This is a genomic window from Paenarthrobacter sp. Y-19, assembly GCF_029223985.1.
GTDB lineage: Bacteria > Actinomycetota > Actinomycetes > Actinomycetales > Micrococcaceae > Arthrobacter > Arthrobacter nicotinovorans.
On record NZ_CP119414.1, the window covers coordinates 1,631,273 to 1,648,030 of the forward strand.

The 16,758-nt window shown below is 62.0% G+C and carries 21 protein-coding genes and 1 pseudogene; 7 read left to right on the top strand and 15 right to left on the bottom strand.

What is annotated here, in order from left to right; genetic code table 11:
• Positions 1 to 6: 6 nt before the first annotated feature.
• The 3 genes and pseudogenes from PYR64_RS07525 to PYR64_RS07535 all read right to left on the bottom strand — a co-directional run.
• A complete protein-coding gene (locus PYR64_RS07525) occupies positions 7 to 1,005 on the bottom strand; it encodes an NADP-dependent oxidoreductase (RefSeq protein ID WP_275779193.1) in 999 nt (332 codons plus the stop codon).
• 123 nt (positions 1,006 to 1,128) lie between these two features.
• Positions 1,129 to 1,845: an SDR family oxidoreductase gene (locus tag PYR64_RS07530; RefSeq protein WP_275779915.1), complete on the bottom strand. Its 717-nt coding sequence runs from the start codon at positions 1,843 to 1,845 to the stop codon at positions 1,129 to 1,131.
• A gap of 189 nt (positions 1,846 to 2,034) precedes the next feature.
• A pseudogene (locus PYR64_RS07535) lies at positions 2,035 to 2,304 on the bottom strand (substrate-binding domain-containing protein); the annotation flags it as partial.
• Between PYR64_RS07535 and PYR64_RS07540 the strand changes: the two are divergent.
• Complete coding sequence (locus tag PYR64_RS07540; protein ID WP_035733907.1) at positions 2,236 to 2,517, top strand: hypothetical protein; 282 nt, start codon at positions 2,236 to 2,238, stop codon at positions 2,515 to 2,517. The pseudogene PYR64_RS07535 and the gene PYR64_RS07540 sit on opposite strands and share 69 nt — an antisense overlap.
• Positions 2,518 to 2,703: 186 nt before the next feature.
• Here the strand turns inward: PYR64_RS07540 and PYR64_RS07545 are convergent, their stop codons facing one another.
• From PYR64_RS07545 to PYR64_RS07555, 3 genes are all read right to left on the bottom strand, one after another.
• Positions 2,704 to 3,249 (bottom strand): hypothetical protein, encoded by a 546-nt coding sequence (locus PYR64_RS07545; protein ID WP_055976263.1) that lies wholly within the window; start codon positions 3,247 to 3,249, stop codon positions 2,704 to 2,706.
• Positions 3,246 to 3,593 (bottom strand): PadR family transcriptional regulator, encoded by a 348-nt coding sequence (locus PYR64_RS07550; RefSeq protein ID WP_275779196.1) that lies wholly within the window; start codon positions 3,591 to 3,593, stop codon positions 3,246 to 3,248. Before PYR64_RS07550 ends, PYR64_RS07545 begins: the two co-directional genes overlap by 4 nt.
• A 383-nt stretch (positions 3,594 to 3,976) precedes the next feature.
• Positions 3,977 to 4,147 (bottom strand): hypothetical protein, encoded by a 171-nt coding sequence (locus tag PYR64_RS07555; RefSeq protein WP_156369823.1) that lies wholly within the window; start codon positions 4,145 to 4,147, stop codon positions 3,977 to 3,979.
• A gap of 590 nt (positions 4,148 to 4,737) precedes the next feature.
• Here PYR64_RS07555 and PYR64_RS07560 point away from each other — a divergent pair.
• On the top strand, positions 4,738 to 4,866 hold the full coding sequence (locus PYR64_RS07560) for a hypothetical protein (RefSeq protein ID WP_255520228.1): 129 nt from the start codon (positions 4,738 to 4,740) through the stop codon (positions 4,864 to 4,866).
• Between the two features lie 137 nt (positions 4,867 to 5,003).
• On the opposite strand, the gene PYR64_RS07565 is transcribed toward PYR64_RS07560, so the two are convergent.
• The 5 genes from PYR64_RS07565 to PYR64_RS07585 form a co-directional block, all read right to left on the bottom strand.
• Positions 5,004 to 5,276 (bottom strand): hypothetical protein, encoded by a 273-nt coding sequence (locus tag PYR64_RS07565; RefSeq protein WP_018778540.1) that lies wholly within the window; start codon positions 5,274 to 5,276, stop codon positions 5,004 to 5,006.
• A gap of 400 nt (positions 5,277 to 5,676) precedes the next feature.
• Positions 5,677 to 6,147, bottom strand: coding sequence for a pyridoxamine 5'-phosphate oxidase family protein (locus tag PYR64_RS07570; RefSeq protein ID WP_055976260.1), 471 nt, complete (start codon positions 6,145 to 6,147; stop codon positions 5,677 to 5,679).
• Positions 6,148 to 6,267: 120 nt separating this feature from the next.
• On the bottom strand, positions 6,268 to 6,714 hold the full coding sequence (locus tag PYR64_RS07575) for a universal stress protein (protein WP_055976257.1): 447 nt from the start codon (positions 6,712 to 6,714) through the stop codon (positions 6,268 to 6,270).
• The gene (locus PYR64_RS07580; RefSeq protein WP_055976254.1) at positions 6,714 to 7,181 is read right to left on the bottom strand and encodes a flavodoxin family protein; all 468 of its coding nucleotides are present in this window, start codon (positions 7,179 to 7,181) and stop codon (positions 6,714 to 6,716) included. The genes PYR64_RS07575 and PYR64_RS07580 overlap by 1 nt, the downstream gene beginning before the upstream one ends.
• Positions 7,178 to 7,507 carry a DUF3040 domain-containing protein gene (locus tag PYR64_RS07585; protein WP_162239609.1) on the bottom strand — a complete coding sequence of 110 codons (330 nt, stop codon included), beginning with the start codon at positions 7,505 to 7,507 and terminating at the stop codon, positions 7,178 to 7,180. Before PYR64_RS07585 ends, PYR64_RS07580 begins: the two co-directional genes overlap by 4 nt.
• A gap of 323 nt (positions 7,508 to 7,830) precedes the next feature.
• On the opposite strand from PYR64_RS07585, the gene PYR64_RS07590 reads away from it, so the two are divergent.
• From PYR64_RS07590 to PYR64_RS07605, 4 genes are all read left to right on the top strand, one after another.
• Positions 7,831 to 9,159, top strand: a complete 1,329-nt coding sequence (locus tag PYR64_RS07590; RefSeq protein ID WP_275779221.1) for a GAF domain-containing protein — start codon at positions 7,831 to 7,833, stop codon at positions 9,157 to 9,159.
• A gap of 79 nt (positions 9,160 to 9,238) precedes the next feature.
• Positions 9,239 to 9,703, top strand: a complete 465-nt coding sequence (locus tag PYR64_RS07595) for a universal stress protein (RefSeq protein ID WP_079581284.1) — start codon at positions 9,239 to 9,241, stop codon at positions 9,701 to 9,703.
• A gap of 94 nt (positions 9,704 to 9,797) precedes the next feature.
• Positions 9,798 to 10,241 (top strand): pyridoxamine 5'-phosphate oxidase family protein, encoded by a 444-nt coding sequence (locus PYR64_RS07600; RefSeq protein WP_079581283.1) that lies wholly within the window; start codon positions 9,798 to 9,800, stop codon positions 10,239 to 10,241.
• A gap of 40 nt (positions 10,242 to 10,281) precedes the next feature.
• A complete protein-coding gene (locus tag PYR64_RS07605) occupies positions 10,282 to 11,133 on the top strand; it encodes a universal stress protein (protein ID WP_275779224.1) in 852 nt (283 codons plus the stop codon).
• An 87-nt stretch (positions 11,134 to 11,220) separates the two neighbouring features.
• On the opposite strand, the gene PYR64_RS07610 is transcribed toward PYR64_RS07605, so the two are convergent.
• The 3 genes from PYR64_RS07610 to PYR64_RS07620 form a co-directional block, all read right to left on the bottom strand.
• On the bottom strand, positions 11,221 to 12,084 hold the full coding sequence (locus tag PYR64_RS07610) for a universal stress protein (RefSeq protein WP_035734279.1): 864 nt from the start codon (positions 12,082 to 12,084) through the stop codon (positions 11,221 to 11,223).
• A 142-nt stretch (positions 12,085 to 12,226) separates the two neighbouring features.
• Positions 12,227 to 13,612, bottom strand: a complete 1,386-nt coding sequence (locus PYR64_RS07615) for an MBL fold metallo-hydrolase (protein ID WP_275779917.1) — start codon at positions 13,610 to 13,612, stop codon at positions 12,227 to 12,229.
• A gap of 98 nt (positions 13,613 to 13,710) precedes the next feature.
• Entirely contained in the window at positions 13,711 to 14,073 is a 363-nt protein-coding gene (locus PYR64_RS07620; protein WP_018779703.1) for an SPW repeat protein, read from the bottom strand.
• Between the two features lie 228 nt (positions 14,074 to 14,301).
• On the opposite strand from PYR64_RS07620, the gene PYR64_RS07625 reads away from it, so the two are divergent.
• Entirely contained in the window at positions 14,302 to 14,994 is a 693-nt protein-coding gene (locus tag PYR64_RS07625) for a response regulator transcription factor (protein WP_039241452.1), read from the top strand.
• Between the two features lie 12 nt (positions 14,995 to 15,006).
• Here the strand turns inward: PYR64_RS07625 and PYR64_RS07630 are convergent, their stop codons facing one another.
• On the bottom strand, positions 15,007 to 16,725 hold the full coding sequence (locus PYR64_RS07630) for a GAF domain-containing sensor histidine kinase (protein WP_275779228.1): 1,719 nt from the start codon (positions 16,723 to 16,725) through the stop codon (positions 15,007 to 15,009).
• Positions 16,726 to 16,758 lie beyond the last annotated feature (33 nt).

Sequence of the window (16,758 nt, forward strand, 5' to 3'; positions counted from 1 at the left end):
GGTGGATCAGGCGGTGACGCTGAGGACTGCTTTGCCTCGGAAGCCACCTGCGGCCAGGGATTGCAGTGCCTCCGGAGCTTGGCCGAAGGTGAAGACTCTCCCTACGATGGGGCGCAGTGCGCCGTCGTCCACCAGGGCACTGATTCGGCGAAGTTGATCGCCGCTGGCCCGCATGAAGAGGAATTCATAGCTGACGCCGAGCTTCCTTGCTTTCCGGCGGATCTTGCTGCTGAGTGCAGTGGTCGCAAGGAGCAGCACGGGGTTGAGGCCTGCCCTGCGGGCGAAGGCCGGATCGGGCGGGCCGGCGATCCCTATCGCCTTCCCGCCTGGTTTGAGGATGCGCAGTGATTTCTGGAGGTTTTCGCCTCCGAGGCTGTCGAGCACCAGATCGTATCCGCTCAGAAGCTTTTCGAAGTCCTGGTTGCGGTAGTCGATGACGACGTCGGCGCCGAGGTCGCGGACGAATCCGGCGTTGGAGCTGCTGGCGGTGGTAGCAACGGTCGCACCGAGATGTTTGGCGAGCTGGATGGCGGTGGATCCCACCCCGCCAGCGCCGGCATGGATAAGAACTTTCTGCCCTGGTTGCACATTGCCCTGTTCTACGAGGGCCTGCCATGCCGTCAGCGCTACAAGTGGCAGCGAGCCGGCTTCCTCCATGGTGGTCGCTACGGGCTTGAGCGCGAGGTCTTCCTCCGCGATTGCTATCCGTTCGGCGAAGGTGCCGATGCGGTCTTGGTGGGGGCGGGCGTAAACCTCGTCGCCGGGCTTGAATCCCTTCACGCTTTGTCCCACGCGAAGCACTGTGCCTGCAACGTCGTTGCCGAGGATCAGCTGGAGTTTGTAGGGAAGGATCTGCTTGAACTCGCCCAATCGGATCTTTTCGTCCAGCTGGTTCAGCCCGGCAGCGTGGACCTGCACCAGCACGTCACGGTCGCCTATGACAGGTTCGGCGACGTCGGCTTCCTGGAGGGGTTCCTTGTATTTGGTGACAACAAATGCGCGCATGTCGCGGTACTCCTTTACTAAGTGATTTAACTCAATTATGAGTGGACTCAGTTTTCTAGTCAAGCGTGAATGGAGAAAGCGCCGTGGCGATGGGGCTGATCCATCACCACGGCGCGGCTGTTGTTACCGGGACTTGCTGGGGGAGAGCTGGGGGTAGAGCGCCTCTATTGGGGCGCTGAGCCCGGCCTTGAGTTGGACTGATGTCTCGTCGGCGAGTACCTCGTATTCACCGGCCTCCACGGCGTCCAGCACCGTGTTGACCAGTTCGGCCGGGTCCATCTTGGGGTCGGTGGTGTGTGCGGCCATCGCCGTGTCCACATACCCCACATGGACGCCCACCACATGGACGCCCTCGGGCGCGAGCTCCAGGCGCAGCGAATTCGTGGCCGACCACAGGGCGGCCTTGGTTGCGCTGTAAATGCCACCGACGGCGTACCAGCTCATGGCGGAGTGGATATCGACGATCGCAGCATTGTCCTTGGCCGACAGGATCGGTGCGAACGCGCGGGCGAGGAAGAGCGGGCCCAGGAAGTTCGTCTCCACATTGGCTCGGATCTCCGCATCAGTGTGGTTGAGAATGCCCGAGGTGGCCACGGATGCTCCAGCGTTGTTGATCAGAACGGTTGCATCGGGCGCAGCCTCGACAGCGGCCTGTATGGACGACGGGTCCGTGATGTCCAAAGTCAGCGGAACGATTCGGTTGTCGTCCCAGGTGCGAGGGGTTCGCGCGGTGGCGTAGACCTTGCTGGCGCCCCGCGCCAGGGCGGTGTGGACGAAGTGGGTCCCGATCCCGCCGTTCGCGCCGGTGACGAGGACAACTGCTCCATTGAGTGAGTACATTTTCACGAACTTTCTGTTGTGATTACCGTCGTGGCCAGCTGGCTGGACGGTTCCGGGAGAGGTTTGGCAAGTGCCGCCTTGGGATCCCGGGTGACTGTACTCATTACTGAGTGTGCTCAGAATATATTCCGCGGGTAACTGCCGTTTTGCGGGACAGCTTCGGACGGTGGAGCACGGATGACGGCGACTTGGCCGGGGCTTGTCCGAGATGGCCTCCTGGAGTTCCTCCGCCACGGCGCGGCCCATGTCCTCGAGGTTCATGTCCACTGTTGTCAGCGGGGGTTGGGGCGTGGTGCTGAAGAGTTCCCAATTGTCGAACCCAACCACGCCGATGTCGTGCGGTACGGGGAAGGGATTCCTGATTCGAATATATGTTCTAGTCTTGTTGTCATGAGACCGAAGCAAGACTCCGCCGCCTTTGCCCGGATGTTGGCGCAGATAGATGCCGATAACAGCCACCCCAGGCCTGATGACGGGAAGATCATCGAGTTGGAGCCTGGCAGTCAGCCGCTGGTCCGGGTGGGGGAGATCTATGGCCGGGCGATCAAATATACGAGGACCTTTGGGCTTGTTGAGTGGGTGGATGACCGGCGCGTTTATCATGTGGAGTGGTTTCCGGCTGGGCAAGTCAGACGCGTCGACGAGGAATCGTGGAGGGGTCGTCCGCTGTAGGCTCCGGTTCCGCCTTCGGCTGGACGTCGACTGGCTGGACCAGTGCCGCCAAGGGGTATCGCGCTTCCAGGGGGGCGGTTAGTCCTGGCTTCACTGGTGAGGGGCCGGGACCAGTGACCAATGTCGGGCTCGTCGTGGAAGCCGGACAGTGCGGGCGCCGTTGTCCTGAACCTCGCAGTGGCGGCGCTAGGGCGTACGTCTTCCCGAACGGCCGAAAAGACGCCAGCAGCGCGCGCCCAGCAAGAAAGAAACGACGCCGATGATCGCCGGTACGATCAGCCATGCCCAACCGCTGGTCCATTCAATGCCAACCGCCTCGGCTGTAGAGAAGGTGGTGACATCGACGAACAGGAACTCCGCGTGCGCCTTCATGGGTGTGCTTGAGTCCGTCGCTGCCAGCATGCCAAAAGCAAAGGTCAGGAAGAGGACCCAGTAAGCGAACAACATCGACCCTGCTGAGATGACGCCGATTGACCATAGAGGTTGGAGGTCTTCATCGTCGCCATATTGCCGGGCTAGCGACTTGGGCGATCCGAGGTCATCGAGGCTTACGTCGATGCCGCGGGGATCGGAGAGTATTGCTTGCCGTAGTTCCCTGATTGTCGACCTGCGGTGCTTGCCGTTCATGACGGCCTCAAGGTGCCAGTCGACACGGGCAAGATACGTCTCCGTACGTAGGCGGGCAGGAAACGATGGGCGGGGATCCTCTGTCTGCAGGGTGCTGCTGGTCATGGCTGGAGGTGCTCCTTCTCGGTTGCTTGGTGGACCGCCGCGGCTACCAGGAGCCACTGCTCTTTCGCGTCCGACCTGGCTTTTGTGCCGGCCGCAGTGAGTGCAAAGTACTTGCGGGGCGGCCCGTTGCTGGACGTGACTTTTCTCGTGCTGACCAGGCCATCGCGCTCAAGTCTGCTAAGTACGGGGTAGACCAATCCGGTTGATACGTCCAGCCCCAGGCCGGCCAGCCGTTCGACAAGTTGATAGCCATAAGATTCGTTCTCGCCGATCAAAGTGAGGGTCAGTAGGGGCAGGACGGCCCGAAGCATCTGGGCGTCCTGTTGGGCCTGAATTCTGGACATGGTATTACTGAATCATTAATAGTGAAGAAGGGCAAGCGCGCGAAGAACGACGCGTCCACAGGTGTTCGCCGTGATGGATGGTGGGGCGGCGACCCCAAAAAGGCGTTTCGGCCACAAGCGTGGATGGGCGGCTGCAGGCCGGGAATCCCGACACCTGCCGGCGTCGCCGCGGGACTTGGGCGGCCGCATCACGATGACGGCGATCCATCAAGAGAGGCGGAGGGGGATCATCAAGCAATAGCAAATGGCTTCGACGGGAAGCGTTTGTAGGCGAACCAAAAGGTAGAGCTGGCGCACTGAGGGCGAGGCTCGGCGAGGACAAGCAGCCCACCGTCGCAGCCAAGGTCGTACGACGCCGGGTGGCCCGGAATGTTGCGTCCGGACTAAGCCTGGGCTGCCGCGCCGGGTAGCGGGGAGGCCGCAGGAGGTACAGTCGGCGTCGTCTGGTCGACGAGAGGCTGGTAGCGGCGGGCGGCCGGCTCCCAGAGTGAGGTCCAGCGATCTGTCGTGGCATCGATGGCGTGGCTGCCTGAGTGGTCGGGGCTTGCATTCATTTTGTGTCTCCGAAGTTTATTTGGGATCAAAATTTAGTGCCTGAAGCAGTATGTGACCTGAGCGGGAGGGAGGTCAAGAGCCAATAAGCGCAGAGCCCTCCGTGTCCACTCCGCAGGAATCGCGGCTCCGGTAGACCGGAACGGTGATGTTCTGGTGGCTCAACCTTTTTGGGCCCTTTTTGACGTCGGTCTGATATCGGGCCCTTAAGGAACTCCACGGGGGGACCGTTTTGTTGGCCAACGACTTTGTTGGCCAACGACGGAAACCTTGCGGCCTTGGGCGAGCGCTGGCAAGGTTCGGCAGTCGGGGTGGATGTCGTCGTCGTTATTCTGGCCAGCGAGCGCTTTGGTCCCGGAGCTGTCGAGGCTGAACACGTCTTCGCCGCCGCGCTCCAACGCGACGCCGGGGCACGGTGGATTCTTGAACGGCTGGCCGACCGGATGGCGAGGGACGTAAGGAGCGGTCGCCGCCATCCACAACCCCGAACTTATGGTGATAGGTGGTGCAGTTGCCAGGTCGGCCGGCGCCCTGCTCGAACCAATTTCAGTGCGGCTCCCCGCGAATTCCCGCTACGGTCCCGTCGCTGGTAGTGTCCCCTTTGGGCGATTCCGTGGTGACCATGGGTGCGGTGCGAAGTGCCCTGGACTTCGTGGAAAAGGAAACCCTCAACATCGAACTGCGCCACAAGCGGGCCACCAAACCACCACCGGCGCCCTAGTACCTCAGCCTCCAAGTACCGGGTGCAGGAACTACCGGTGCGCAGATCCTTGGTTGATCAGAAGGCCCCACATGTGCTGGCAGATCATCAGATGTCCGGACGCTACAAAAGGCACATCCACAGCCGGCTGCCTGCAACTACTCCCGGGGTTCGACGCTTCCCGTTTCCGGGTCGAAGCTATAAGGAACCCGCAGGGGCAGGTCGAAATCCATGATCAGTTCGTTGACGGCCTGAGACACTGCGTCCCTGGCGTCACCGCTGAGCGCGGCCTCTGCAGCGCAATATGCGGCGATCTCCCCCCTGCTCGCATTGCCCCCGTTGGCGAGTTGTGCGACCCAAACGTCGTCGGGACTGAGGGCGAGCAGATCAATGGCTGCCCTCGTCAGCGCCTGCTGGTCGAAGCCGTTCATCACGCACCTCAGTTACTTCTAATCTGAAGATGCAAGTCTATCTAGCAAAAATGTGCATGAACAGACCGGGAGCCTCAGCCGTGGCGACCTCCACCGGCAGTGAAGAGCGGGACCCGGCGGTCACCCGATATTCACTGTGAGCTCTTGCCCTTCCTCGTCTGACTCGGCAGCAGCGCGGGCAACGGCCCTGAGCGAACGTTCGGAGCCATGCACCCCAGGCACCATCCATGCCTCCCCTCAGAGTCGCATGGAGAGCCAATAAAGACAACCGGACCAACCGACGCGCGGGCTAACTGCAGTGCACCGAACGCTTGTGCGCAGGGGAAGCCGCGTCAAAGGAAGAACCGGCCCGGACGTCGCCTGCTTCTTGAGAGGAAGGGGCACAGCGGACGGCCGGGACTTATTCCAAGCCTGCCCGCGTGGCGTCGTCGAGCGGGGTTTGCAGGGACATCGGTGCTGAAAGATCAAAGCGCCTGCCGGTGATGGACCGGGGAACTATCCGATAGAGGAAGTCCTGGCCAATTCCTTGCCAAGGGAAGAGGGCCCGCCGCAATTCGTCCATGGTGGGGCTGCCCGGCCCGGCTGCTTCGGCGGCACCTTTCACCACAACGCTCCAGGCGATGCCGAACTCCCCGCTCACCGAATCCGATTCCAGCGCCACCACGGAGTCGGCTTCCATGGCCTGCTGTTTGGTCCCCATCCCGGTTCGAAAGACAATCGTCTGGTTGTCTACCGCAAAGTTCACCGGAAAGATGTCCGGGTGTCCGTCCACGATGACCGAGAGACGGCCAACGTGTGTTTCGCCCAGAAGCCTCCAGCAATCGTCGGCTCCGAGGACTTCTGCCTCAGGCACTATATTGTTGTCTGTCATGCCGCGATCCTATGGCGGTGCGATCCGCCTCGACAGGGCCCAAAGTCCCGCTGCCGTTGCCGCCAACGCCGGCAGGTCGTGCCGGCTGCCGTGAGCCGCGTCGCCTGGTCCGGTTCCATCTCAGGGGGTGGTTTCGTGTGTATGAACCACGACTACCGGGCAATGCGCATGGGCGACGACGGCCGAACTCACTGAGCCCAAAAGGAGTCCGCCAAAGCCCCCGTGTCCGCGGCGGCCGACGACGACGAGCGCTGCATGCTTGCTTCCCTCCACCAAAGCGGCGCGTGCGGATCCCTGAACGAGACGCCTGCTCACATTCTTCGGCAGGTCCGCCCCGAAGGCCTTCGCGAGGGCCTCCTCCATGTTCTGCTCGGCGTCGTGGGCAAAACCGTCGATCCCCATTGCCAGGTAGGCCTCGTAGCCAACGGGCAATTCCCAACAGGCCCAGGCTTCCAAAGGCGCATTGAGGGCCATGGCCAGATGTTGGCCCTGACGCAGGGCTTCAACTGAAGCGGGAGACCCGTCGACCCCTACGATCACCTTGCTGGGATCCAAACGCCCGGCCATCACTGGCTCCTCTTCGCGGCCTGGGACTTCATCAGGGACAGCAGCTGCGCGCCCCAGGTTTTCGCGCGATCGGTTTCGCCGGGAAGGAGGGGTCCCTCAGTGCCTCCGACATAGAAAGGCATGGGCTTGCTGACGGGAGTGGCTCCCGCCTTTTTCAAGTGCCTCGAAATCTTCCCGGCAGCGTCACCGTGGATGAACAGCTTGACCCGGGTGTCGAAAGCAGCAGCCAACACCCCCGTGAGTCCCTCGGACTCGACGGCGGTCAGTGTTTCCATGGTCTTTGGAGTGGGGCGCCAGCCATTAATAGGGCTTCCTACTACCAGCAGGTCTCCTACCGAGACATCAGCACGCCAGAACCGGGCAACTGGTACTGTGCTGGCGTTGGCGGTGCCAAGACCCGAAGCCACCGCTTCCGCGATTGCCTTGGTATTTCCGTAAGCGGAATCGTAAACAATCAGTGCTTTCATGGTGTTTCCTTATCTTTTCCCTGACGTTGCTTGGAGGCAGTTGTCTTCCTGCGGCCGGGACGGGCATCCATGAAGAGGGTTGCCCAGAAGGTGCCACCGCCCATCACCATGAAGCCTGTTATTCCCAGTACCGGTTCACTGAGGGCGACGCCGGTGAGCAACAAGCCGAGTCCGGCCAGTCCGACGAGGACTCCACGCACGGCCTGCGTCCAGCGGATTCGTCCCAAGTCCTCCAAGCTCATGAGCGCAGCCAGCTTGGGATCCTCTTCCTCGAGTCCCTTGGCGATCTTGTCCAATTCAAGTTTCTCGAAGTTGGAAAGTTCCATGGTTTGCCTCCTGTCCTCCAGTCCCAGCATGGGCGGCCGATGGTCCTTCAAACAGGGCCAAAAGTCACAGCGGGCCGGGAGCTGGAAGGCCCGGCTCAGCCGTGTCCGCCAGTGCGGGAGCAAGGCATGCAATCAGCATGTGAGCCTTCTGTTGGAGTGCCCACTCCTTGGGATCTGTCTTTGCCATGACACAGACAGGGAACGTCGCCAGGTTGGCACGCAAGACAGGCACCGAACAAAGCCGAAGGTTACCTGCCCACTTCGGCCAGTTCCCCTAGACTCAACCACAGGACACTGGCGGATCGTTGCAAGGGAGTCCGGCTATGACGAGCGACAAGCACCACTGGAAACCTCCGGCCGATGGACGCCTGGATACTCTCCTCCGGCAATTCGTAGAGCGTGCCGACGAGTTGTTGCACGCCCAGGAGCAAATGAACGATTTGCTGGCAGCAGTCGTGTCGATTGCCGAGGACCTCAGCCTGGAGGCTGTCCTGGACCGGGTGGTCAAGTCTGCGTGCGTCCTGGTGGATGCACGGTATGGTGCCTTGGGCGTCATCGGCGAAGACCAGCGCTTGAGCCATTTCATTACGGTAGGCATCGACGACGACGGCATCAGGTCCATCGGTGAACTTCCCACGGGGCACGGCGTACTGGGTCACCTTATCCGGGAGCCGGAGCCCCTTCGGCTCCATGATTTGCGTCGGCATCCCATGGCTGTGGGCTTTCCAGAGAACCACCCACCCATGAAGACCTTCCTCGGCGTGCCCATCCGGGTGCGTGATGTCGTTTTCGGCAACTTGTACCTGACGGAAAAAAGCAACGGGCAGGATTTCTCGGCCGCAGATCAGGAGTTGGCGATCGCCTTGGCAGCGGCGGCCGGCGTAGCTATCCAAAACGCCCGCCTGTTCGATGAGAGCCGCTGCCGGCAACGATGGCTGGAAGCTGGAATTGACTTGGGCAGCCGCTTGATTGCCAGCCAGTTCGACGAAGACCGCGGCAATCTGGATCGTGTAGCGGAAGCGGCGCTGCGGGCCTCCGACTCAGCATTGGGCGTGGTCGCGGTGCCTGCGGGCGGCAGAGTATTGCGTTGCCGGTCCGCAGTCGGGGTGCAAGGCGTCTACCCGGGGGAAGAACTTCCGGTGACAGATGCCGTGGCCTCGGTACTGGCCACAGGGGAATCCGACATCGTGCGGGACCCTGTTGAGGTGTTCGGGAACGAAGTGTCGGACAAGCTGGGACCGGTGTTGATTTTCGCGCTCGGGCACAGGGGAACCGAGAACGGGGTCCTGCTGCTGGCCCGTCCCGCCGGAGGGCGGCTGTTCACGCGTACGGATATTGAATCAAGTGAGCTTTTTGGCAGCAGGGTCGGGCTTGCCTTGGATCTGGCACGCGTGAGTGCGCTTCGGGAACAGTCGTTGCTGCTGACTGACCGGGAACGGATCGCCCGCGACCTGCACGATTTGGTGATCCAGCGTTTGTTCGCTGCCGGTCTGGGGATCCAGAACCTGCGACGCTTCATGGGCGACCCCTCGGCTTTGGACCGGATGGAAAATTTGACGTCGGAGCTCGATGACATCATTCGCACCCTTCGCCGGACGATTGAGCAGCTTCGCTCGGAAGGCTCCCGGGACAACCAGACCGCAGCATCGTGACCTAAGACTCTGGTCGACGTCGGCAATTCAAGGGTATTTTGCAGCAGACAGGAAGGTTGGTTCGGCGAAAGGGACGGTCATGGACCGCGAGGATTCGACGGGAAAGATCATCGTTGGAGTTGACGGCTCCGAGGCATCCATCACGGCTCTCCGCGTGGCCCAACAGCTCGCCGGGCCCCTGGGCGCCGAGGTGGTAGCCACAGCATTTTGGGAGTATCCGCGTGTTTACGACGGCTACGTGGCCATGGGCATAACGGACTTCGAGAAAGCCGCAGGAGAGATCCTTGGCAAGGCTGTCGAAAAGGCGTTCGGGCCCGCGCTTCCGGACAACGTTGTCTCCCGCCTTGTCCGGAATCATCCCAGGCAAGGTTTGATTGAGGCCAGCCGCGAAGCGGACATGATCGTGGTTGGACGCCGCGGACATGGGGGTTTCGGAGGGTTGCTGCTCGGTTCGGTCAGCTCGGCGTGTGTGGCCCATGCCCATTGCCCGGTGCTCGTGGTCCACAACCCGGATAAGGATGCATCGGGGCAGAGCGAACCGTAGCTTGGGGCCTTTTGGCCCTACGCCTCCCGGGTGGGGCTTCATAGGCTCTCAATCAAAGAAGAGAGCCAAGGCGCACCCCACGAAAGGATGAGCGATGACCCTGCCCAGCATGGAACCAGGCCGGATAGATGGAGCCCGGCACGTCAATGAGGATCTCGGGGAAGAGGAATGCTGGGAGCTCCTGCGTTCACGGACAACCGGCAGGGTTGGTTTTGTGCACCATGGCAGGGTCATGATCCTGCCGGTCAATTACCTGGTCCATGAGAACAGCATCTACTTCCGCACCTCTGCGGATGGCATGATCGGCACGCCCGTCGCCAGACTTCAGGTTTCGTTCCAGGTGGATGATTTCCGGTCGGATCGTAGCGAAGGATGGTCCGTGCTGTTCAGCGGACCGTTTTCCCGGGTAGTCGAGCCCGCGTTGCTCACCCAACTTTGGGGAAAGGCCCTGGTTGAACCATGGGCAGGTGGAGGGCGTGACCTTTTCGTCCGGATTCAGCCCGCAGAGGTCACGGGCAAGCACGTCTTCCTGGCCTGAGAGCGGCTGCCTTCCACTATGAAGTGCCAGGGACGCGGCGATGAATGAGAAGGAACGGATCGTTGTCGGGTACGACGGTTCCGACGCGGCGGGCAAAGCTGTGCGGTGGGCTGCCATGCAGGCGCGCAGGAGCGGCTTCATCCTCAATGTGGTGCATTGTTCGCTCTGGCCGGTGTTTACCCACAACATGGGGCCGGTTCCGGGTATAGCAGGCAGCGGTCTGAGGCACGCAGCGGAATCAATTGTTTCCGATGGGGTGGCTCTCGCCCGCGAAGTGTTTGCAGACGCGCAAATCGCAACAAGCCTGGTCTATGGGTGGCCGGCTGAGAACCTCCGCAAGCTGGGGGCAACAGCTTCCCTCCTGGTCGTCGGCACCCGTGGTGCGCAAGGATTTCCAGGATTGTTGATTGGGTCGGTCAGCCTCGAATTGGCTTCCACGGCAGCCTGCCCTGTGGCCGTCATCGGAGGTTCGGAACGACCCCATGGGCCGGTCGTCGTCGGCATAGCTGACGAAGGCTGGGAGGCCACTCTCCGCTATGCGGCGAACTTCGCCTCTTTGGCGCACTCAGTGCTCAAAATCGTGCACGTCCACAGACACCACGGATTTCACCAAGACGCTTTCTACGAAGCGGGTGCAACCGAAAAGCGGGAGATGCTCGACTCGGCCTTGCGGTCAGTACGCAACATCTGGCCGGGTCTGGAGGTCCGGGACCGCCTCCTGCCGGGAACCTCCGTGGCGGGGACGCTGGTGGGGGCAGCGGGGGGTGCCCAGGTTGTGGTCGTGGGCACCTCTGCTCAAGGTGCAGTCAGTGGCAGCTTTGGCTCAACCGCCCATGCGGTTCTCCATCACGCCGGTTGTCCGGTGATAGTCGTCAGGCACCCGCCGGCCTGATGGCAGGGAATGACGTGATGTCCGGCGAAGAACAGTGCGGAGGCCCTGGATCACAATGGCCGGACCACTGCGCCAGGGCCGCCCGTCCTATTCGGAGTGCTTCACTGTATGAAGACGCGTAATGATGGTCGGACAGGGAATCTTGCCGAGCACCGCATGCGCCGTGGATCCGAGCAGCAGTCGCTTGAAGGCGCCATGGCCCTTGCTGCCGACAACCAGCAGGCGCGCGGTGGCCGCATATGCGAGCAGTGCTTCCGCCGGTCGCATGCGGGTTTCGAGGACCTGGTGGATCGCGAGGTCGGGATAGGTATCCGCCAGACCCGCAACTGTTTCCGACAAGACCACGCGCTCTTGTTCGGCAACGAGTTCGGAGTAGTTACCGGGGGGCATGCCGCGGCTCACCACTGGTTCCGGTAAATGGAAGGCATGCAGCACCGTCAGCTCCTGGCCTGTCCGATCCGCCTCTGCGGCGGCGAACGCGACCGCCTGCGTGGATTCTTCCGAACCGTCAACACCGACCAGGACGCCGTGCCGGTTCGACATGTCATGCTCGCCGATGACCGCTACCGGGCACTGGGCCACCGTGGCTACCTGCAAGGCCCGGTCCGTCAGCGAACCACCAACCCAACCGTGCCCGGAGCCGACCACTACCATGGAGGCCTTCTTGGACTTCTTGCCAAGAGCGTAGCCCGACCCCCCTGAGACCAGGTCGGTGGAGATTTCCACAGTTGGTTCCAGCTTGCTGGCGTGGTCTTTCGCGGCGGCGAGAAGAGTCTCGCCGGACTCCCGGATCCATTCGTTATATCCGACGGCGTCATAGGCCCAGCGGTCGTCGACGGCGTGGACAAGTTGTACGGGCAGCTTCAGGGCCGCAGCCCTCTGCATGGCCCACCGAACTGCGGCGTCACTGCTGGGCGAATCGTTGACACCAACGACAATTGCTTCCTTCATGGCTGTCCCGTTCTTCTTGGATATGTCCCGGAGCGATGGGTCCGGGGGTTGCATGTCCAGTTTCCTGTGTCCCGTCTCCGGGAGTTAGGGCCGGAAGTCCCGCTGTTGGACGTTGATTACCCCAACGTCCCTGGCTGTGCAGCTAGTCCGGGGCATCCAGACTGACCTCTTCCAAGTATTCCGGGACTCGTGCGTTCCACCCGAGTTCGTGCTTGATGCGTAAACGCAAGGCGTCGGAGGCTTCCGGTTCCCCATGGGTGATGTAAGTCATTGCCGGTGCCTGGGGGGCGGAGCGCATCCACTGGATGATCCCGTCCGCATCGGCGTGGGCACTGAACCCCTCGAGCTGAACTACCTCGGCCCGCAGCGGGACATTCTTTCCATAGATCCTGATTTCGCGGGAACCGGCGGCAAGGGCCGCCCCCCGTGTTCCAGCCGCTTGGTAGCCGCTCAGGACAAGGGCATTCCTGGGATCGGAACCGTAGGCTTCGACGTGGTGGAGAATCCGGCCGCCCGTGAGCATCCCGCTGGCGGAAATGATGATCATCGGGCCTCCGCGGAGGTTGAGAAGTTTCGAGTCATCCACGCTGCGGGTCATTTTGGCCAGCTGGTACATGCTGGTGAATTCTTCAGGACGCAGCCTGTGCTCCTCAGGATGCTGTTGGTACATGTAGGAGGCATCGATGGCCATGGGGCTGTTAAGGTAGACCGGCACATCCGGAATGAGTCCCTTGTGGCGAAGCCGGGACAGTTGGAGCATCAGTGTCTCTGCGCGGCCCACAGCGAACGCCGCTATCAGAATCACGCCTCCTCGTTTGACGACCCTGTTGACCACATCAGCCAGTTCGTGCTCCGGGCTGCCCTTTGGATGGAGCCGGTTGCCGTAGGTGGACTCTGTTACCAGGACGTCTACCGTCCCAAGTTGGCGCGGCGGGTACATGAACGGATCATCCGTCCTGCCCAGGTCTCCAGTGAAATGGGCTGACCGCCCTCCCACCTCGAGCTGTATTTGGGCTGCCCCCAGGATGTGTCCGGCCGGGACGAACGTGGCCCGGACTCCGGGGGCAACTTCGATGGCTGTGTCAAAGTCGACGGGCCTGAAGCTGTTAAGCGACTTGACGGCCTCAGCCGCGGTGTAGAGGGGAAGGGCAGGTTTGTGCACTGATGAACCGGTCCGGACTGCGTAGCGGGCTTCTTCTTCCTGCAGGTGCCCGCTGTCGGGCAGCAGGAGTTTGCAGAGCTGCTCCGTTCCGTGCGTGGCGTAAACGGGGCCTCGGAAACCGTCGCGGACCAGGGCAGGGACGTAGCCGGTATGGTCCAAGTGGGCATGGGTCAGGACAACGGCGTCAACGGAAGACGGTGAGACCGGGAAGGGCCGCCGGTTGCGTTCCCGGAGCCGCTTGTAGCCTTGAAAGAGGCCACAGTCCACCAGTACCCGTGAGCCCATGAACTCAATGAGATACCGCGAACCCGTGACGGAGTCTGTTGCGCCGAGGAACTGAAGCCTGGCTGCGTGCTTGTTCTGCATGGTGACCTGTCCACTCATTCGGGCCGGCTGGAAAAGGGGAAAGTAATCGGGTAAACATCTGGCGCCGAGCGGTGCTCAGGCGCCAGATTCCGGATTGGTTATGCCGAGGGCATGACGTGGTGGTGCCGGTATTCCTCCGTGCTTGGTTTTATGGCCAGCGCGGTAACTACCAAAGCCACCGCCCCTGGTATCCATGCACTCCACGCAGTGGCCGTAGCGGAGGTAAAACCGGCAACCCACGGGGCCAGCAGCAAAGCCACAGCAATAATGGCCTGCGCCCATTCCGCGGCGGGCATTCCCGGGGCGGCCAGGTTAACGACTCCTCCGATGACCAGAAGAATGCCCAAGGTGACCATTACCGCCGTCGAGGATCCAGTTTGCGTGGTCCACAGCACTGAGAGGGCCGCGTAGGCTCCAGCGGCGACCACTGTCCAGTCCTGCCATCGCGTCCATTTCTTCATGGTGATACTGCTCCTTTTTCTTTGATGGAACCACCAAGCTCCTGCAAGGTGGCGTCCGGTCTTCCCGTAGTTCCAGCGTCCGTTTAATCGCCGAACGGCAACAGGGCCAAAAGTCACGAAGGTTGTGCAGGGTCATTAGGCCCTTGTAACCCGACGAACACGTCGGCAACAATTTGGAGGTGTTCAAAGATCGGCATGTGCGGTGCCGCCCCCGCCGGAGAGGAAACCATGAATCGTTTTGAGGAACCCGGCCCGACAGGCGTCACGGCGAAGCCCATCCGCGTGTTCATCCTCGATGACCACGAACTGGTTCGTCGGGGGCTGCAGGAACTGTTGGAAAGTGAAGGTTTCGAAGTCGTTGGTATGTCCGGGTCGGCGGAGGAAGCGACGCGCAGGATACCGGCCCTCCATCCCGATGTCGCCGTCCTGGACGCGCGGCTGCCTGACGGCACCGGAATTGAGGTATGCCGGGACGTCCGGTCCGTCGACCCCGCGCTGAACTGCCTCATCCTGACCAGTTACGACGACGAGCAGGCGCTGCGGGGTGCAGTGCTGGCCGGCGCGGCGGGCTACATCCTCAAGGAAATCGGGGGAACTGACCTTCTGGGTGCGCTGCGGCGGGCAGCGAAGGGTGAGTCCTTGTTCAATGAAGACGTCAAAGCGCGGATTATCCGCGGACTTACTGAACCAAAGAAGCTTGATCCCCGGATTGCGTCCCTGACTCCACAAGAACGGCGGGTCCTGGAATTCGTGGGGCAGGGCCTGACCAACCGTCAGATCGGTGAGGAGATGCTGCTGGCGGAGAAGACCGTCAAGAATTATGTGTCGTCGTTGTTGGCAAAGCTGGGATTCGAGCGCAGGACCCAAGCGGCCGTCTTCATGGCCAATGCGCCGGGGGAGAATGCCGGCAAGGGCCGCTGATACCGGTCCCGCTCAGCGCAGCGGGACGGTCCACGTCAGGGATGTCCCCTTGCCCGGCGTACTGGTGATGATGCATGAACCGTTTAGTTCCGCCGCCCTGCGGACCATATTGTCCAGTCCGTTGCCGGAACCTGTTTCGCTGAAGCCGCAGCCATCGTCCGCCAACTCCATCGTCAAGGCGTCATCTTCCACAGCAACGGAGACGGTGATTGTTTCCGCGCCGGAATGGCGCACGGCATTGCTGAGGCTTTCGGTCAGGACCGCCAGGAGGTGCTCGACCAGCACGTCGTCTTCAAGGGAATCGATCGCGCCTGTCAACGTCAGGTGCGGTGCGTGCGTGAGCGCTTTGGCTCCTGTTTGGATGGTCTGCATGATGCGGGTGCTCAGGAGCTCTCGATCGTCTCCGGTGGCCCGGAGCGAGTAGATGGTATTGCGGAGGTCCCTGATGCTGGTGTCCAGCTCGTCCGTGATGGCGTTGATGCGTCCTTCGACCGACGGTGCTGCTCCAAAGCGCCGCAAACTTTGGATGCTGAGTCCTGCGGCAAAAAGCCGTTGGATGACCAGGTCGTGGAGGTCCCGCGCAATTCTGTCCCGATCAGAAAAGACCACCTGTTGTTCACGCAGGCGGTGGATACGGTCAAGGGCGAGGGCCAACGCGATGTGTGAGCCGTACACCGAAGCCATCTCTACGTCGGTTGTGGAGAAAGCCCCCTTTTCGGATGATCGGCCAAGGACCAGGATCCCCTGATGGTCGCCCTGGGCGCTGAGGTCCATTGCCAGCAGGGTTCCCGGCTGCCCGGCCCGGTCGACGGGGAAGAGGCGCCATGGGTCCTGGACGGTTGAGGACGATCCATCGTTGCGGCCTTGAATGCCAGTGGAGGCCACGGAAAGGACACGTCCCTTAACCGGGGCGGCATCGGCCATGCCATCATCTCTGCCGGCGTGGCCTTCAACGGTGTATTCCCCGGCCTGCTCCGCTGAAGGCAGCAGCACCAAGGCCAGTTCTGCTCCGGATTCGCGCATTGCCCTTTCCGCGATCAGGTCAAGGGAGGCACCTTCAGGCCGGCCGTCGTCGAGCATCCTGCCGGTGATGTCCATGCAGGCTTCGAGCCACGAGGTCCGCCTGCGGGCGTCTTCGTAGAGGCGGGCATTCTCTATTGCCACCCCGGCTGCCGCGGCGAGGGCGACGGCGAGATCCTCGTCTTCGGGGGTAAAGTCTTCTCCGCCGTCCTTCTCCGTCAAATAGAGGTTCCCGAAGACCTTGTCGCGGACCCGGACAGGCACTCCGAGAAATGACTTCATCGGCGGATGATGCTTTGGAAAACCGTAAGCGTTCGGATGCCGGCTGAGATCGTGGAGCCGCAGCGGCAGGGGATCGGTGATCAGCAGCCCCAGGACTCCATGCCCGGTGGGGAGAGGGCCGATGCGGCTTGCCAGGTCTTCGTCGATGCCGACTGTGATGAAGTGGCTGAGCCCGCCATCTTCGCCTATTACTCCCAGAGCGCCGTAGCGCGCCCGGAGCAGGTCGCAGGCTGAGGCGACCACGCGTTCCAGCACGGACTCCAGGCCCAGGTCTTCGGCCACCGCCACCACGGCTTCGAGGAGACCTCGCGTTCTTTCCTGGGCCTGGAGCAACTCTCCGGCCCTCGCCACGAAGTCCTTGAGGAGTTCCTCCAGCGGTACGCCGGGTACGCCCGGTGGTGTGCCGTGTGGGTCCGGAGTGTCGTTCATCGCTGCCTTTCACCAAGGCCGGCGACCCTCTCC

Excerpts from the sequence above, each read along its gene's own strand:
- PYR64_RS07525 (WP_275779193.1), bottom strand. The coding sequence starts at position 1,005 with ATGCGCGCATTTGTTGTCACCAAATACAAGGAACCCCTCCAGGAAGCC.
- PYR64_RS07530 (WP_275779915.1), bottom strand. The coding sequence starts at position 1,845 with ATGTACTCACTCAATGGAGCAGTTGTCCTCGTCACCGGCGCGAACGGC.
- PYR64_RS07540 (WP_035733907.1), top strand. The coding sequence starts at position 2,236 with ATGAGACCGAAGCAAGACTCCGCCGCCTTTGCCCGGATGTTGGCGCAG.
- PYR64_RS07545 (WP_055976263.1), bottom strand. The coding sequence starts at position 3,249 with ATGACCAGCAGCACCCTGCAGACAGAGGATCCCCGCCCATCGTTTCCT.
- PYR64_RS07550 (WP_275779196.1), bottom strand. The coding sequence starts at position 3,593 with ATGTCCAGAATTCAGGCCCAACAGGACGCCCAGATGCTTCGGGCCGTC.
- PYR64_RS07555 (WP_156369823.1), bottom strand. The coding sequence starts at position 4,147 with ATGAATGCAAGCCCCGACCACTCAGGCAGCCACGCCATCGATGCCACG.
- PYR64_RS07565 (WP_018778540.1), bottom strand. The coding sequence starts at position 5,276 with ATGAACGGCTTCGACCAGCAGGCGCTGACGAGGGCAGCCATTGATCTG.
- PYR64_RS07570 (WP_055976260.1), bottom strand. The coding sequence starts at position 6,147 with ATGACAGACAACAATATAGTGCCTGAGGCAGAAGTCCTCGGAGCCGAC.
- PYR64_RS07575 (WP_055976257.1), bottom strand. The coding sequence starts at position 6,714 with ATGGCCGGGCGTTTGGATCCCAGCAAGGTGATCGTAGGGGTCGACGGG.
- PYR64_RS07580 (WP_055976254.1), bottom strand. The coding sequence starts at position 7,181 with ATGAAAGCACTGATTGTTTACGATTCCGCTTACGGAAATACCAAGGCA.
- PYR64_RS07585 (WP_162239609.1), bottom strand. The coding sequence starts at position 7,507 with ATGGAACTTTCCAACTTCGAGAAACTTGAATTGGACAAGATCGCCAAG.
- PYR64_RS07590 (WP_275779221.1), top strand. The coding sequence starts at position 7,831 with ATGACGAGCGACAAGCACCACTGGAAACCTCCGGCCGATGGACGCCTG.
- PYR64_RS07595 (WP_079581284.1), top strand. The coding sequence starts at position 9,239 with ATGGACCGCGAGGATTCGACGGGAAAGATCATCGTTGGAGTTGACGGC.
- PYR64_RS07600 (WP_079581283.1), top strand. The coding sequence starts at position 9,798 with ATGACCCTGCCCAGCATGGAACCAGGCCGGATAGATGGAGCCCGGCAC.
- PYR64_RS07605 (WP_275779224.1), top strand. The coding sequence starts at position 10,282 with ATGAATGAGAAGGAACGGATCGTTGTCGGGTACGACGGTTCCGACGCG.
- PYR64_RS07610 (WP_035734279.1), bottom strand. The coding sequence starts at position 12,084 with ATGAAGGAAGCAATTGTCGTTGGTGTCAACGATTCGCCCAGCAGTGAC.
- PYR64_RS07615 (WP_275779917.1), bottom strand. The coding sequence starts at position 13,612 with ATGCAGAACAAGCACGCAGCCAGGCTTCAGTTCCTCGGCGCAACAGAC.
- PYR64_RS07620 (WP_018779703.1), bottom strand. The coding sequence starts at position 14,073 with ATGAAGAAATGGACGCGATGGCAGGACTGGACAGTGGTCGCCGCTGGA.
- PYR64_RS07625 (WP_039241452.1), top strand. The coding sequence starts at position 14,302 with ATGAATCGTTTTGAGGAACCCGGCCCGACAGGCGTCACGGCGAAGCCC.
- PYR64_RS07630 (WP_275779228.1), bottom strand. The coding sequence starts at position 16,725 with ATGAACGACACTCCGGACCCACACGGCACACCACCGGGCGTACCCGGC.